Source organism: Turicibacter sp. (assembly GCF_017941855.1).
GTDB classification, from domain to species: domain Bacteria; phylum Bacillota_I; class Bacilli_A; order MOL361; family Turicibacteraceae; genus Turicibacter; species Turicibacter sanguinis.
The window spans coordinates 64,588-79,400 of sequence record NZ_JAGAVR010000002.1 but is presented as its reverse complement, the minus strand read 5'-3'; the positions used below and the strand labels follow the sequence as shown (position 1 = coordinate 79,400).

The following is a 14,813-nucleotide window of genomic DNA, read 5'->3' as shown; positions in this document are numbered from 1 at the left end:
ATAAACTTTAAAACATTGGCTAAAATCCCACGACGTGTGATTTGGTGAAATCGATCAGCTTTTAATGAATCTAAACTAATGTTTACCCCTTTAAGACCGTGATGAGCTAATGTCTTCACTTGATCAGATAATACGGTTCCATTCGTTGTGAGATAAATTTCTTCAATCCCATCGATATCGTGAATTCGCTTTATTAATTCAACAATGCCAGGACGGACTAGAGGTTCTCCACCTGTTAATCGAACTTTTTTTATGCCAAGACGGGCACAGGCAGTCACAATGCGAATCATTTCATCATCGCTTAACTTACTACATTTCGGTAAAAATTCTTGAGTGGTATCTTCCATGCAATAAACACATCGTAAATTACATTGGTCGGTAACGGATAGCCTTAAATAATCTATTTCTCTGTTAAATCTATCTTTCATGTCGTCTGCTAAAGTGGTATTTAAAAATTAAATTCGCCACTTTTTCCTCCTGTTTTCTTTAACAAATGCGTTTCTTCAATCACCATTCGTTTATCAACGGCTTTACACATATCATAAATCGTTAAAGCAGCAGTCATAGCAGCGGTTAAAGCTTCCATTTCAACTCCTGTTTTATCCACGATTTTAACCGTTGCTTTTATATGAATCTTACTGTTTTCACGATCGACTTCAAAATCAACATTACAGCTTGAAATCATCAACGGATGACACATGGGAATTAAGTTAGACGTTTGCTTACATGCCATGATTCCAGCAATACGTGCCACACCTAATACATCACCTTTTCCGATTTTCCCTGCTTCAATTAAATGAAGCGTTTCTTCACTCATGCGAATACTTGAAACCGCAATGGCTACACGTGCCGTTTCAACTTTATTTGAAACATCCACCATCTGAGCTCGTCCATTTTGATCAAAATGCGTTAATTTATTTTCCATGTTAATGTCTCCTAATTTATTATTTTCCAAATGAACAATGCGGGAACGTACAAACACCACAATCTAAACATAATCCACCATGTCCATAGGCTGCAATATCCTCAGCTGTTAATTCTTCATCAATTAAAATACGAGGTAAAACCAAATCAAGAACCGTACGCTTAGAATACATCGCACAACTTGGCACCCCAAGTACCGGTGTTTTTCCATGATAAGCGAGTAAGAACATCGCCCCTGGTAAAACAGGTGATCCATAAGTCACAAGTCGACCTCCACTTTCTTTAATAGCAGACGGCGTCACATCATCAGGATCGACTGACATCCCCCCCGTACAAATAATTAAATCAACGTTCTCTTGAAGTCCTTGTTTGATGGCTTCAATAATTAACTCTTTTTGATCGGGCAAAATGACCTGACGACTCACTGTACTTCCATAGTATTCAAGTTTCTTTTTGATAACTGGTAAAAACGCATCTTTAATCGTTCCTTTATAAACTTCATTTCCTGTTGTAATCAACAAACATTTTTTTGCTTTAAACGGTTCCATCCACATAATCTTATCTGTAATTAAGGTTTCTGCTTCTTTAATTTTTTCTTCATCGATGACCAATGGAATGACACGTGTTCCACCAATCTTCTCTCCTTTTTTTAATGGAGTATTCGTATGAATCGTCGCCATCATCATTTCACCAATGGAATTTAGGGTCATTAACTTTTCTTTATCAATTTTCAAAACACCGTCGCAGTCCGCAAAGAAGTCGATTTTCCCTTCTTTGATTTCATCCGATGCCCTAATGCCATCGCCTTTAGCTAAATTAGAAAGCCGAATCGCCGCGTCATTTTCATGTAGTTGGCCCTCTTTCACTTCCCAAACATAAATATGTTCTTTCCCAATAGCACGTAATTTTTCAATATCCTCTTCTTGAATCAAATGCCCTTTTTTAAATAAACGGCCTTTAAATTGACCTGGGATGATTTGTGTGACGTCATGTGTTAGAATTGATCCAATCGCATCTTCAACTTTAATCATTTTCATACGATATTCTCCTTATTATGATGTTTAATGTGATAAACGCATCATTAATGTTTTATATAAACTCATTAAGAAAATAGCAACAATCAAAATAATCAATAATATTTGCGTCGCCATTTCAGTATTGTTATTTTCAATGGCATAATACATCGCCATCGGTAACGTTTGTGTTTTTCCTGGAATATTCCCCGCCACTAAAATGGTGGCTCCAAACTCACCGAAAGCTCTCGCAAAGGAAAGTAAAATACCATTTAAAATCCCATTAATGGAAAGCGGTAAAATAATTTTTAACCAGATCACCCACTCACTGGCCCCAAAAACTCTTGCCGCATTGATAATATCTTCATCTACTGAGGTAATAGCCGATTTAATACTCTGATACATAATCGGAATCGACACCATTATTCCTGCAATCACTGCAGCGCTGAGTGTAAAGATAATGGATAGATTGAAATTTTGATTTAAAAACCTTCCAATCCACCCATTCTTACCGAGGATGATTAAAATTAAATAGCCAATCGCCGAAGGTGGAATAAATAGCGGTAATAAAAAGATAAAATCAAGAGAACGAATCGACTTATGTTTGTTAAGTCCAATTCCCCATACCGCGATTAAGGTAAGAATGAACGTGGTGATAACCGCAATTAAGACAACTTTTATTGAAATGAGGGTAGCATCTACAACCATCATTTTACTCACTTACTTCAAAACCATAATTTTTCAAAATTGATTTTCCCGTGTCTGATTTAATAAAATCCATAAACTTCAAACATTCAGCTTCGTTTGAATAACCTTCAATCGATGCTAATGAATAGACAATTTCTTGATAAGAATCCGTTGGCAGCGTCATCATCACTTCACCATTTTCAAGATTCATTGCATCTGTTTTATAAACAATACCATAATCAACTTCTCCACGTTCAACATAGGTTTTAACAGCGGTAACATCTTTTCCATAAATTAAAGAAGATTCTAACTCATCCCATAATCCAAGATTAGTTAATGATTCTTTAGCGTATTCACCTGCTGGAACTGTACTTACTTCACCAATGGCTAGCATTGATCCATTTTCTTTAATGTCTAATAAGGAATTAAGTGTCTGTGCCTCTTTATTCTTAATCACGACTAATGTGTTATAAATTAAGTTTGATTTATTAGAAGGCTTTACTAATCCTTCATCTATTAACTCAACCACATATTTTTCATTCGCTGAGAAGAATAAACCGATATCTGCACCTTCTGAAATTTGTTTCTTAAGTGTTCCTGATCCCCCTGAATTTACATTAATTTTAACAGGGTGATCTTTAGTATAAAGTTCAATCATCTCATCAATCGGATTGACTAAACTCGCTGCTACACTGATATTAAGTTCAGTCACTTCCTCTTTTTGCGTCCCACACGCTGATAAAATCATTCCCATACATAAGACGGTTAATAAGATTATTTTCTTGCGCATTCTTTGGCCTCCCCAAGTAAAATATCAATTCCATGCTTTATATCGTCTAATACAAAATCCAACGCCTCCGTACAAGCTTTTGGACTTCCTGGTAGATTCACAATTAATGTATCCTTACGAATTCCTGATACAGCGCGTGATAACATCGCTCGTTTAGTAATTTGTAAGCTAAAGTAACGAATCGCTTCACAAATTCCTGGTGCCTCGCGTTCAATGATTGCTTTCGTTGCTTCTGGCGTAATATCACGCTTTGAAAATCCTGTCCCACCTGTACTCAACACTAAGTTAACTTTTAATTCATCACACATCTTTTTAAATTCATCTTCTAGCATTTGTTGATCATCTGGTAAAACAATATATTTCACCACTTCAAATCCATTTGCCTCAACGATTTCTTTCACGACGGCTCCACTTTTATCTTCACGCTCTCCGGCATATCCTTTGTCACTACTTGTGATAATTCCAACCGTATACATTTATATTTCCTCCAATTCTAACAAATCCGTTGGCGTATTAACATTAAAAAAATCTTTTCCGACAAATTGACGATTCTCTAATCCTTTAAGCACTTCATAATTCGCACTTAAAATAAATTTTTGTAATTTAAAATCCTGATTCTTTAAACATTTTTCCATCTTAGGAAGAAGTCGCTTATGATAAACGGCGCATAGTGGTTGAAGTCTATCGTCACATAACGGTACTAAAACATCAGCATCCGTTACATATTCTCCTAAGTAATAAAGCACCTCTCGACTTGTCAGGGGCATATCACATGCGATACATAGCACTTCTTCATTTTTTGCTGCCTTTAAGGCAACATGAATGCCGGATAATGGACCATTTCCCGGGAAAATGTCGGAAATTGTCTTAAGGTTATATTTTTGATAATCTTCTGGTTGATTTGTCACAATGATCATCTCTTCAAAATCACGCCCTGCCTCGATGATATGCTCGATAAACTGCTTTTCTTTATATGCAATGAACGCTTTATTCTGATAATTCATACGGCTACTTTTTCCACCTGCTAAAATAGCTAGTGTTTTTGAAATCAATGCTGCCACCTCTTTTATAATTTAATGATTGTCACAATCGATCCTGCTTTTAATGGTTCTTGATTAGCTTCAAATTCTATTAAACAATTAGAATGAAGGGCAGAACTTAGAATGCTATTCCCACTTTTCACTTGTGTCACAAACACACGTTGTCCTTCTTGTGTCGCTTCAAAAAATCCTCGAACGAAACGTCTTTGTGGTGAAGACTTCGTAAAATCAGATTGTAAAATAGCTTGTTCTCTTTTTAATTCTATTTTGACCTGTCCACTCAATTTTTCAAGCGTCGGTTTGACCATTAATTCAAAAGTCGTGAGCGCTGCTGTTGGATTTCCTGATAAACTAATGATTGGTTTTCCTTCATAAAGACTCGCTAGCATGGCCGATCCAGGTTTAATGAGAATTTTCCAAAATAACTTCTCTCCACCTAGCGCCTCAATCGCTTCTTTAATTAAATCTTTCTCACCAACAGACGCTCCACCTGTTGTGATCACTAAATCTGAAACTTCTGCAGCTTGCTTTAACTTCTTTGCAATTTCAATCTCTGAATCAAATTCATGGTCGATATAGGTGATGTCATATCCCATTTCTTTTAATCTTGCGATGAGTGCATACTTATTACTATTATAAATTTTAGCTTCTTTTAACGGTTGATTGACATCCATGACTTCATCTCCGGTACTAATAAAGGCCACTCGTGGTTTTTTATACACTTGAACCTCATGAATACCTGCACTCGCTAAAATCCCAATATCCGCATAATTTAATGTTTTTTTTGCTTCGACTAATAACGTCCCAATTTCAATATCTTCTCCTATTGGGCAGATAAATTGCTGAGGAGTGGCTTTTTTCAAAATCGTGACCTGATTTGACTCGCACGTTGTCTCTTCAACTTTCACCACGGCATTTGCACCTTTAGGAATCTTTGCACCCGTCATGATTTTGATGGCGGTCCCTGGTCGAACTTCTTCTTCACTATTTGTCCCTGCAAAGACGGTCGTTATAATGTCTAGTTTTTTAGGAACTTCATTTAAGTCTTCAACTCGAACTGCATAACCATCCATGGCCGACTTATCAAACGGTGGATTATTAATACCTGAGAAAATCGATTGACTACAAATCCTACCGACACTCTCAAGCAACTCCACAGTTTCACTTTGAAGTGACAGAATATTTTGATCCATAATGGTTAAGGCCTCTTCTAAACTTATAAATGATTTCATCTCCATCACCTCTACTTTTGACAACAAAAAAAGCTTATTACATCCACCCATTTTTGGGCATGAGCAATAAGCTTATATAAATCTATATAAACTCTACTGATTTTCCTTCCCAAAACGTGGAGATCATACTTTTTCAAGTATCACCCTGTGAATCTTTTGTTAGATTCAGGTATAAATGCCTTAGATTTTACTTCCTTAGGACCTTTTATACTCAAGAAAATTATTCAATTATTCTTCAAATTCAAATTCTTTTTCTTGCAGTATTAAATCTGCTAACGACTTATAATCTTCTTTATCAATCACTAAATGAGATTCACTTAAAACCTCTGTTTTAGAAGCAATCGCAATCAATAAATGTTCCGGTGTTAGAATCCCTTCACTAAATCCTTCACGATAGACTTCAATTTTTCTTAAAGGACTTTTTTTATAGCCTTCAACCAAAATAATATCTTTATCTTTTAATAACTTCAAAATATCGTTTAACTTTATTTCTTCTTCTACTTCTTTAATCATTGCAAATCTCTTTTTTGAAGAGATAATAACCGTTTCTGCGCCCGCTTCACGATGACGGTAAGTATCTTTACCTTTATGATCGATATCAAAACCATGTACATCGTGTTTCACGGTTGCCACACTTAATCCTCGCGTTTTAAGCTCTTGAATGAGTCCTTCCATCAAGTCTGTTTTTCCAACATTCGAACCTTGACCCATCACATTAATTACTTTTGTCATCGACATCTCCTTTAGGTTTTAAATTATCCTTCTTTAACAGTTTAACCATTTACAACCATTTATATGACTAATTTTGATGAGAGCTATCTAGCTTTTAGCTCATTACTTTTTTCATTCTACCATCAAGTTTTTAAAAAAACTGTGATTTTTATCACATTCTTCTTTTTTTTGTGATATTTTTAATTTATTAATTGATACACTCATAAATTTCAATTACCTTTTGATTCTAAGCTCAAGTTTTTTTCCAAATCTTTTGTTGCAACGGTTTTTGCGCTTTATTTTTACCATTCATTTTGTTTGTTGAAAACAATGCCTTTTCATAATAAAAATATTACTTTTTTTTCTGAATTTACTTTCAAAAAAAGAGCTTGTTCCCTAAAGAACAAACTCCTTTTCATTATTCATATGCTTTTTGAACGCGTAATTTTTTCCCTTTAATGGTTTTATCTTTTAGACCGCGAATAACAGTCCATCCTTTGCCATTTAAAATATCAACATACGTGACATTATCCTGAATATCAATAATTCCAATATCCTCGCCACTTACTCCATCAACTGACGTAATTGCGCCCACAAAATCAATCGCACGTAATTTCTTTTTCTTACCACCATTGATATATAACTTCATAATTTCACGGTTTACATCTGCCGTTTTTTCATGACGTAAGGTCGGACGTGAATTTAATTTTTTCATAAACCCATCTTTCGCTTGTTGCGTCACATCCTCACTTGGACGTTCACAAATCGGTAACTCAAACCCAATATAAGCTTGAATCTCTTCTAACCATCTTTGGTCAAATCGAGTCGCAAATGTGATTGCCTTACCTTTTTGACCGGCACGACCGGCACGACCAATACGGTGAACAAATGAATCTTTTTCCGGTGGGAGATCATAGTTAATCACATGACTAACCCCTGATACATCAATCCCACGAGCTGCGACATCGGTTGAGACTAAGTAGGCAAAACGACCAATTTTGAAGTTTTTCATCGTTTCAAAACGTTCTTTCTGATCCAGTCCTCCGTGCAAACGTTCAATTGGATAGCCTTTTTGAGATAAATTACGATACAGGGCATCAACCGCTTCTTTCGTTGAACAGAAAATCATACAACGCTCTGGATTTTCAACCATTAATAAATCTTGTAATAATTTTACCTTCTCTTGTTCACGAACTTCATATAGTGCATGTTCAACAAGATCTGTTGTTAAAGTCGGTGATTCAATCTTTATTTCTTGTGGATGAGTTAAATAATGCTGGCTTAATTTTTTAATGCGATCTGGCATTGTGGCTGAAAATAACATCGTTTGACGTTTTCTAGGTGCTTCATTCATAATATTTTCAACGACCTCAATGAACCCCATCTTTAACATTTCATCAGCTTCATCTAATACGAATAAAGATAATTTATCAAGAGACAACGTCCCACGTTCTAAATGGTCTTGAACACGACCTGGTGTTCCCACGACGATATGAGTTTTTTGCTTTAATTCACGAGCCTGCTCTTTAAATGGAGACTTCCCATAAACCGCCGTTACCTTGATTCGCTTGAAACGGCCAATATTTGAAATCTCTTCTTTAATTTGTAGTGCTAATTCTCGTGTTGGCGTTAAAATAAGCGCCTGAGGCTTATTCTCATCCCAATCTAACATTTCACATATCGGAATCCCAAACGCTGCTGTTTTCCCGCTTCCGGTTTTAGATTGCACAATCAAATCTTGTTTATTTAAAACAGTTGGAATGACACTTGCCTGTACCTCTGTCGCGTGCTCATATCCAAGTCCTGTTAATGATTTCAAAATCGATTCACTCAGTTGTAACTCATTAAATGCTGTCATTTAAATCCCTCTATACTTTCTTAATCTGTTCTATAACCCAAACAATTCATAACCGAACTATAACGATTCAAACTTGGTTATTTCGGTCCCTTAAGCGAAATGAATGAGTTCCTGATAACGATTTCTTCTTATCGAAAATCAATGAGACTTCTCTATTGTAACACTACTTCACGAAAAGACCTAGTTTCTTTTATCCCCATTTATCCTCTTCTCGTTCATAAAAGAAAAAAAGGTTAACTAGTTAAACCTTCTTTTTTCTTATTCTGTTTGGCTATTAGAAGGTGACCCAATAGCACCACTAATCCACTAATCGCCACAAATAAATAAAAACTGATGCCTCGGCTTAAAAGCATGGCTGAATCAATTAACATTTTCGGAAATAGGGTCGCAAATAACATGACAAACCCACCTTCACTCACTCCAACTGCACCTGGTAATGGAATGGCTGACACAGCTATATATAAAATGGCTTGAAGGGATAGCACTTTGAGATAAGAAAAATCTGATAAGCCAAACGCTCGATACACACAATACGTCACAGAATGCATGGCCATGACTTGAAAAAAGGTGGTTAATAAAACTGATCCCATGCGTGTTTGATGTGTCTTTATGTAGACAGCTCCTTCTTGATACTTTTTAATTTGATCATATGCTAATTGTCTCAAATACTCAATTTGTTTAACCTTTAGCTTTTGTAAAAGACTTAAAACAAAATCAACGATTTTAAGAGACCATGTTTTTGAAAAAATCCCCATCAATACGATAACCAATAAAAAAGAATTTACGCCAACGCCAATCATTAATAAAATTTTTAGGGTTCTTCCAATATCCCCTAAAAATCGATACTCACTTAAAAAGGAGATAATCGCCACCGTAATCGTCACGAGTTGAAAGCTCGCAAAGTTAAGCAATAAAGCTAAAGAAGAATGCGAGATTTCAATGTGATCTTTAAACATATAATAAATTTGCATCGGCTGACCACCAGATGCTGAAGGGGTTACTGAGCTAAAGAAAAAGCCTGAAAAAGTATACCTTAAGCAATTAAAATAGGAAATATCTTGATGTAGAATATGTAAGATTCGCTTGATATTTAACGCATCTAGACACATATATATAAACATACATCCTACCCCAATGAACACCCACATCAAATTGACAAGTTTGAGTGTTTGAAATAAGTCACCTAGATTTTGCTTACGAAATAAAAGGTAAAACGTAATCGCAATCAGTCCAACAAATAAGACGCCACTTAAGATTAATTTTTTAAATTTTTTTTGTTCCATTCTCTTCATTCACTTTCATGAAATTACTCTTCTTATCTTGTTTCATCCCTCTCAAACTTATACTAACTGTTAGTGAAACAACTTCAAAAATAACCAAGAATCTTCTAATATTTCTTTAAGGTGACGTTTATTTTTTTGATAATCTCTAATTTGTTTTTTACGGTGTGGCACCATCAAAAGCGGCAGACATTTGGGATTAAAAAATTTGAGTTTAGCCGTTTCAGGACCGTTTTCAATTCCTCAGCCTCCCGTTACAATGCCTGTGTAGATATGTTGCACATCATGAAATGATGATCGATCATAAACACCCACTTTGTCAACAATCTCCACCTCGTATCCAGTTTCTTCACGCACCTCACGTTTGGCCGCCTCTTCTAATAATTCCCTTTCATCCACTCTACCTCCTGGTAAATCCCAAATCGGTAAATCTTTTCGTTTGACTAATAATACCTCCTGCTTCTTGTTTACTACGATTGTAAATACTCCTTCTGTTTGCAAATCCATCCCTCCATTTTTTCACATTATATCATGAACTGATTATTTAATCTTCACATAGGCTATGAGTAGACTAACTTTGAAAGGATGGATACAATTGCAAATTATCAATTTCCAAGTGCGTGCGATTCAAATCAAATATACAACCAGTAACTTAAATCTTCGAAGGGGTAAATCAACCTCAGCCCCAATCCTTTTGATGATTCCGAAGTATTCAAAAATCGAAGTGACGGATACGGATGATGAATGGTTAGAAGTGAATTATCAAGGGACGAGAGGGTATGTCAGTCGTGATTATGTGTCAAAAACAATGTCCCCTTATAGCAACTTAAATTTACGAGAAGCGCCATCAACCACTTCTAATGTACTAACCCTTATTCCCAAACAATCACGTATTGAAGTTTTAGCAACAGAGGGAAACTGGAGTTATGTCGTTTACAACGATGAATTTGGTTATGTGTTTAATACTTATCTATCTGATGATGGTCAAAAACCTGATTTAACGAAACAAGCTGAGTTTTCAACTGATATGTTAAAATTTGTGAATGATAATGATATTCAAAGCCCCACTGATTATTTGTTAACGACTGATTTGAAGCATCGCGAGACGTATGTGTTTAAAAAAGAAAACGACATTTGGACCCAACTTTTCAAATGGAAATCAACGATTGGCGCTCCTCGTACACCTACGATTAGCGGAACGTTTTCAATCATTGGACGAAAACCCTCTTTTGGAACAAACCGTTATACGGTTAAAGATGCCACACGTTTTGCCGAAGGTTATTACTATCATTCCGTTTTATACGATCCAACAGGCAGCTATATCATTGATGGAAGACTCGGACAAGCTTTAAGTCATGGTTGTATCCGTTTAAATCCATCGAATGCAAAATGGATTTATGAGACGATTCCCGATGGCACAACAGTAATTATCCATTAAAAAAGGAACGCCCTCAGCGCTCCATTTTAGATTGTTTCGAATTTCAATTGCACTCCAATGATTTCTTCATGCGAAAAACAAAGTTCATTAAACCCCATAAAAAAATCTCATGCGCCAACATGAGATCATTAAAATGGTCTGCCAATCAGCACTTGTCTGATTTGACATTCCATTTCTAACAATCCTATTATATAAAAAAAATTCACTGTTATCTAGCTTAAATATTTTCCAAATTTGAGAATGAGCTCCTTATCTTCATCTTTAGGCAGGCACACATTTCTAAGGTTAGAATATACTGACAATGTATAAACAGACAAAAAGGAGAGGATTTTTAAAATGGAATGGTTTGCTAGCCTCTCTCCAGTAATTCAAGCATTACTTGCGACAATTTTTACTTGGGGAGTAACTGCTCTAGGAGCTGCCGTCGTTCTTTTCTTTAAGAACATTAATAAAAGATTACTTGATGGGATGCTCGGATTTGGAGCAGGCGTTATGATTGCCGCCAGTTTCTGGTCATTATTAAATCCAGCACTCGAGTTAGCGGAAGATTTAGGTTCACATTTCGTCTGGTTTACTCCAGCACTTGGATTTTTAGCTGGCGGTTTATTTGTTGTCTTATCTGAAAAACTAATGGATCACTTCTACTTTAATCAGTGGAGAGATGCCGAAGGTAAAAATTCTTTAAAACGCAGTTTACTGCTCGTGTCAGCAGTTACGATACATAATATTCCCGAAGGATTAGCTGTCGGGGTTGCATTTGGTGGTGTTGTCGCGGGAATTGAAGGAGCCACTTTAATTTCTGCTATTTTACTCGCTATTGGAATCGGACTTCAAAACTTTCCTGAAGGGGCTGCCGTTTCACTACCTTTACGTCGAGAAGGGTATAGTCGATGGAAATCATTCCTTTCTGGACAAGCTTCTGGATTAGTTGAACCTGTGGCAGGTGTGATTGGAGCCTTGGCAGCTATTAGTGTTCGTAGCTTACTTCCTTTTTTATTAGCTTTCGCAGCTGGTGCTATGATTTCAGTCGTGTCTTCTGAATTGATTCCAGAAAGTGCAAGAGACAATAAAAACTTAGCCGCTATCGGTGTCATCTTAGGATTTATGGTGATGATGGTCATGGATGTTGCCTTAGGATAAACAACTTCATCATAAAAAGTGAAGTCTCGAAATTCGTGACTTCACTTTTTAATTTTCAGGTCATAAAGTGACATTCTTCCTCTTCTATCAAATCAAGTTTAAATCCAAATAAAGATTCTAAATCCACCACATTATTCATTCACAAGCTGCCCTCTAAAAACGGATTGATTAACCCTTTTAGTGAGTCTAACCGCTACTAAAGAGGCAATCACACATTTGACTACATCACCTAAAACAAACGGGATAACAGACACTTTAAACGCATCATAAATACCGATTCCTTGATTTAAACTCATCCAATACGTTCCAAATAAATAAATAATCGGCATTCCAATTAAGATTGTAATGCATAACGCTGATTTTAAATGGACGCATTCTCCTTTTACATAACTCATGAGTGGAGCTGCGATTAAAAATCCCATAATAAAGCCTCCCGTTGGACTTAAAATTTTAGCAAGACCTGAAGCTCCTCCTGAAAAAACAGGCAAGCCAATCAACCCCATTATGATATATAACGACACAGTGACAAAGGCTTGCTTTGGCGTTAAAATTAGCGCAATTAAATTAATGATAATCGTCTGTGTTGTAATCATAACAGGCGACAATGGTAATGGAAATGAGACATAAGATGAAATACATAATAAGGTGATACAAATGGCCATTTTAGTTAAATCGTGTGTTTTCATTTTTAAGCTCCTTCTTTTTGGATTAATCCTTTAATTTTTAATTCTAAAAAGTCTCATGAGTCGATTTGAATTCCTACCTTTTCAAAAGATTCAATTCCGATTCCACTCTTACGAATGGTGATTTCCCCAGAATTCAGTCGAATGATAGTTGAGTCAGGCAATTTCACCATTAAGGCTCCTTCATGGTCTATTTCAATCGCTTTCCCAACTTGTTTAACTCCATTTTGGATAAAGTAAATGTCTTCTCCTAAAACGGTGGATCTTTCCTTATATTCTTCTAAAAAGTTAGCTGACTCTAAATTTTCACAAATCTTAAATACTTGATTTAAAATTTCAGCCACCAATTGATTGCGCGTTCCCAATTTAGGCTTAATCGATGTTGCAATCTCTTCTAGTTCTTTTGGAAAGATGTCGGTCGAGACATTTAATCCAATGCCAATCATGACACTTTCAACCCTTCCACTTTCAAAATCGGTGACTGCCTCCGTTAAAATTCCTCCTACTTTCTTTTCATTCAAATAAATATCATTTACCCATTTAATCTGTGTTTGTATCCCACAAACCACTTCAATCGCCCGACAAATCGCAACTGATACGGCTGTGCTGAGCAAGACTGAACTTTTAAGCTGTAAATTAGGATGTAAAATGAGCGTCATGTAAATTCCACTTCGCGCTGGTGAATAAAAAGCACGACCAAAGCGACCTTTTCCTGCACTTTGCCCCTCAGCTAAGACCACCGTCTGATGCTTAACTCCCAGTGTGAGCAATCGTTTCGCTTCTTCATTCGTTGACGGAATGATTTGGTGTAAGAATATATCGTTAGATTGGTAGCATGACTTTAAATGACTTTTAATACCGGCAACGGATAGTACATCACAAGATTTATGAAGTTGATACCCTTTATTTTGAATCGTATTAATCTCATAGCCATCCTCTTTTAATGCCGTGATGCATTTCCAAATTGCTGTGCGACTGACATTTAATTGATTAGCTAAGAGTTGCCCCGACATAACTTGATGACGATTTTGCTCCAGTATACTTAACAACTCTTCCTTTAAAATCATCTTTTTTCTCCTTTGTTTTGAATTTCAAACAGTTTGAATTAAAAAGAGTTTAGCATATCTCTATTATTACGTCAACTATTTTGAAATTCAAAGTTAACATGAAATAAAAAAACAAGAGTAACTCTCTTGTTTAATCAAGTAAGTTCTCTTGTTTTAATAATACATCAAGTTCATCAACTAATGACGTTAAACACGCTAAGACACTATTTGAATCCACTCCGACTGATTGTATTAACGCTTCGACGTTTTGTTGTAAATGCTCCGGACATTTATCACACTGGTGCATTAAAATATGAAGTAATCGTTTCTCCCCCGGATGAAACATCTCATTCACTGCAAATAAAATATCATAATAGCTCGCTAAAAAAGCAGTGACTCGATGATTAACACTATTTAAATCCCCTCGCGTTATGGCCTTTTTAATTTGCGCCTCATATGAGGAAAAACACTGTCTTAAAATCGGATAATTCATCCTAATGATATTTTGTTTTAAGGTTTTAGGATAGGATGTTTTATATTTTTCTTGTGTTTTAGAAAACTCCCCATGACGATCAAAGACAATCTGGGCATTTACCACGTTATGAACAAAACAGGTCGTATAACCGGTACTTGCCTGATAATCTTCCATGACGCGTTTTAATCCTGACACGATATCTTGCCAATCAAATAAACAAACATCGATTTCAATAGGATAATCCTTCAAAAAGAACTCGTCCCCCGTTCCGAAAAATCGATTATCAATTTCCATGTTAGATGAAAACTTCGTTGCAATGTTTCGGCGTTTTTCAACTGAAATGGGTGCAGTAATAAACAAATCGATATCGATATCAGACTGCTCATCTGATCGATTAGCGGCACGTGAACCTGCAATCGTAATGGCCTCAACTTCTTCAAGTTTACGATATTCCTCAATCAATTGCTTGATAATCCCCTCCATTATCTTTCTCCTC

Annotated in this window: 17 protein-coding genes and 1 riboswitch; of the genes, 2 read left to right on the top strand and 15 right to left on the bottom strand. The window is 36.0% G+C overall.

All coding sequences use genetic code 11. The features are described from left to right. The 12 genes from J6D32_RS00600 to J6D32_RS00545 form a co-directional block, all read right to left on the bottom strand. Positions 1 to 347 (bottom strand): radical SAM protein (locus J6D32_RS00600; protein ID WP_287467163.1); only part of this gene is annotated, 347 nt, incomplete at its 3' end. A gap of 101 nt (positions 348 to 448) precedes the next feature. Next, positions 449 to 925: a cyclic pyranopterin monophosphate synthase MoaC gene (gene moaC, locus J6D32_RS00595; protein WP_006785725.1), complete on the bottom strand. Its 477-nt coding sequence runs from the start codon at positions 923 to 925 to the stop codon at positions 449 to 451. A gap of 19 nt (positions 926 to 944) precedes the next feature. Continuing rightward, positions 945 to 1,961 (bottom strand): molybdopterin-binding protein, encoded by a 1,017-nt coding sequence (locus tag J6D32_RS00590; protein ID WP_287467161.1) that lies wholly within the window; start codon positions 1,959 to 1,961, stop codon positions 945 to 947. 24 nt (positions 1,962 to 1,985) lie between these two features. Continuing rightward, positions 1,986 to 2,648, bottom strand: coding sequence for a molybdate ABC transporter permease subunit (gene modB / locus J6D32_RS00585; RefSeq protein ID WP_006785723.1), 663 nt, complete (start codon positions 2,646 to 2,648; stop codon positions 1,986 to 1,988). A 1-nt stretch (position 2,649) separates the two neighbouring features. Beyond that, complete coding sequence (modA, locus tag J6D32_RS00580; RefSeq protein ID WP_006785722.1) at positions 2,650 to 3,414, bottom strand: molybdate ABC transporter substrate-binding protein; 765 nt, start codon at positions 3,412 to 3,414, stop codon at positions 2,650 to 2,652. Then, positions 3,399 to 3,890, bottom strand: coding sequence for a MogA/MoaB family molybdenum cofactor biosynthesis protein (locus tag J6D32_RS00575; RefSeq protein WP_006785721.1), 492 nt, complete (start codon positions 3,888 to 3,890; stop codon positions 3,399 to 3,401). Before J6D32_RS00575 ends, modA begins: the two co-directional genes overlap by 16 nt. Further along, positions 3,891 to 4,475: a molybdenum cofactor guanylyltransferase gene (mobA, locus tag J6D32_RS00570; RefSeq protein WP_237701299.1), complete on the bottom strand. Its 585-nt coding sequence runs from the start codon at positions 4,473 to 4,475 to the stop codon at positions 3,891 to 3,893. Between the two features lie 5 nt (positions 4,476 to 4,480). Then, the gene (locus tag J6D32_RS00565) at positions 4,481 to 5,686 is read right to left on the bottom strand and encodes a molybdopterin molybdotransferase MoeA (protein WP_006785719.1); all 1,206 of its coding nucleotides are present in this window, start codon (positions 5,684 to 5,686) and stop codon (positions 4,481 to 4,483) included. Positions 5,687 to 5,772: 86 nt separating this feature from the next. Beyond that, positions 5,773 to 5,916: riboswitch (molybdenum cofactor riboswitch) on the bottom strand. After that, complete coding sequence (gene mobB / locus J6D32_RS00560; RefSeq protein ID WP_009607694.1) at positions 5,915 to 6,418, bottom strand: molybdopterin-guanine dinucleotide biosynthesis protein B; 504 nt, start codon at positions 6,416 to 6,418, stop codon at positions 5,915 to 5,917. Its footprint overlaps the riboswitch before it by 2 nt. A 397-nt stretch (positions 6,419 to 6,815) precedes the next feature. Further along, entirely contained in the window at positions 6,816 to 8,255 is a 1,440-nt protein-coding gene (locus tag J6D32_RS00555; RefSeq protein ID WP_006785717.1) for a DEAD/DEAH box helicase, read from the bottom strand. 233 nt (positions 8,256 to 8,488) lie between these two features. Continuing rightward, positions 8,489 to 9,538 (bottom strand): lysylphosphatidylglycerol synthase transmembrane domain-containing protein, encoded by a 1,050-nt coding sequence (locus J6D32_RS00550; protein WP_229040097.1) that lies wholly within the window; start codon positions 9,536 to 9,538, stop codon positions 8,489 to 8,491. A 240-nt stretch (positions 9,539 to 9,778) separates the two neighbouring features. Then, positions 9,779 to 10,042 (bottom strand): NUDIX hydrolase, encoded by a 264-nt coding sequence (locus J6D32_RS00545; RefSeq protein ID WP_287467157.1) that lies wholly within the window; start codon positions 10,040 to 10,042, stop codon positions 9,779 to 9,781. 88 nt (positions 10,043 to 10,130) lie between these two features. Here J6D32_RS00545 and J6D32_RS00540 point away from each other — a divergent pair, with 88 nt between their 5' ends. Both J6D32_RS00540 and J6D32_RS00535 read left to right on the top strand, forming a co-directional pair. Then, positions 10,131 to 10,973: a L,D-transpeptidase family protein gene (locus J6D32_RS00540; RefSeq protein WP_129821551.1), complete on the top strand. Its 843-nt coding sequence runs from the start codon at positions 10,131 to 10,133 to the stop codon at positions 10,971 to 10,973. Positions 10,974 to 11,309: 336 nt separating this feature from the next. Continuing rightward, positions 11,310 to 12,113 (top strand): ZIP family metal transporter, encoded by an 804-nt coding sequence (locus tag J6D32_RS00535; protein WP_006785712.1) that lies wholly within the window; start codon positions 11,310 to 11,312, stop codon positions 12,111 to 12,113. A gap of 131 nt (positions 12,114 to 12,244) precedes the next feature. On the opposite strand, the gene J6D32_RS00530 is transcribed toward J6D32_RS00535, so the two are convergent. The 3 genes from J6D32_RS00530 to J6D32_RS00520 all read right to left on the bottom strand — a co-directional run bounded on the left by J6D32_RS00530 (position 12,245) and on the right by J6D32_RS00520 (position 14,800). Then, positions 12,245 to 12,799, bottom strand: coding sequence for a biotin transporter BioY (locus J6D32_RS00530; RefSeq protein WP_006785711.1), 555 nt, complete (start codon positions 12,797 to 12,799; stop codon positions 12,245 to 12,247). 53 nt (positions 12,800 to 12,852) lie between these two features. After that, a complete protein-coding gene (locus J6D32_RS00525; RefSeq protein ID WP_006785710.1) occupies positions 12,853 to 13,863 on the bottom strand; it encodes a biotin--[acetyl-CoA-carboxylase] ligase in 1,011 nt (336 codons plus the stop codon). 130 nt (positions 13,864 to 13,993) lie between these two features. Further along, positions 13,994 to 14,800, bottom strand: coding sequence for a DUF4037 domain-containing protein (locus J6D32_RS00520; RefSeq protein ID WP_006785709.1), 807 nt, complete (start codon positions 14,798 to 14,800; stop codon positions 13,994 to 13,996). Positions 14,801 to 14,813 lie beyond the last annotated feature (13 nt).

Coding starts and splice junctions, on each gene's coding strand:
- J6D32_RS00565 (WP_006785719.1), bottom strand. CDS start 5,686: ATGAAATCATTTATAAGTTTAGAAGAGGCCTTAACCATTATGGATCAA.
- moaC (WP_006785725.1), bottom strand. CDS start 925: ATGGAAAATAAATTAACGCATTTTGATCAAAATGGACGAGCTCAGATG.
- J6D32_RS00520 (WP_006785709.1), bottom strand. CDS start 14,800: ATGGAGGGGATTATCAAGCAATTGATTGAGGAATATCGTAAACTTGAA.
- modA (WP_006785722.1), bottom strand. CDS start 3,414: ATGCGCAAGAAAATAATCTTATTAACCGTCTTATGTATGGGAATGATT.
- J6D32_RS00545 (WP_287467157.1), bottom strand. CDS start 10,042: ATGGATTTGCAAACAGAAGGAGTATTTACAATCGTAGTAAACAAGAAG.
- J6D32_RS00590 (WP_287467161.1), bottom strand. CDS start 1,961: ATGAAAATGATTAAAGTTGAAGATGCGATTGGATCAATTCTAACACAT.
- J6D32_RS00525 (WP_006785710.1), bottom strand. CDS start 13,863: ATGATTTTAAAGGAAGAGTTGTTAAGTATACTGGAGCAAAATCGTCAT.
- J6D32_RS00535 (WP_006785712.1), top strand. CDS start 11,310: ATGGAATGGTTTGCTAGCCTCTCTCCAGTAATTCAAGCATTACTTGCG.
- mobB (WP_009607694.1), bottom strand. CDS start 6,418: ATGACAAAAGTAATTAATGTGATGGGTCAAGGTTCGAATGTTGGAAAA.
- J6D32_RS00575 (WP_006785721.1), bottom strand. CDS start 3,890: ATGTATACGGTTGGAATTATCACAAGTAGTGACAAAGGATATGCCGGA.
- J6D32_RS00530 (WP_006785711.1), bottom strand. CDS start 12,799: ATGAAAACACACGATTTAACTAAAATGGCCATTTGTATCACCTTATTA.
- modB (WP_006785723.1), bottom strand. CDS start 2,648: ATGATGGTTGTAGATGCTACCCTCATTTCAATAAAAGTTGTCTTAATT.
- J6D32_RS00555 (WP_006785717.1), bottom strand. CDS start 8,255: ATGACAGCATTTAATGAGTTACAACTGAGTGAATCGATTTTGAAATCA.
- J6D32_RS00550 (WP_229040097.1), bottom strand. CDS start 9,538: ATGGAACAAAAAAAATTTAAAAAATTAATCTTAAGTGGCGTCTTATTT.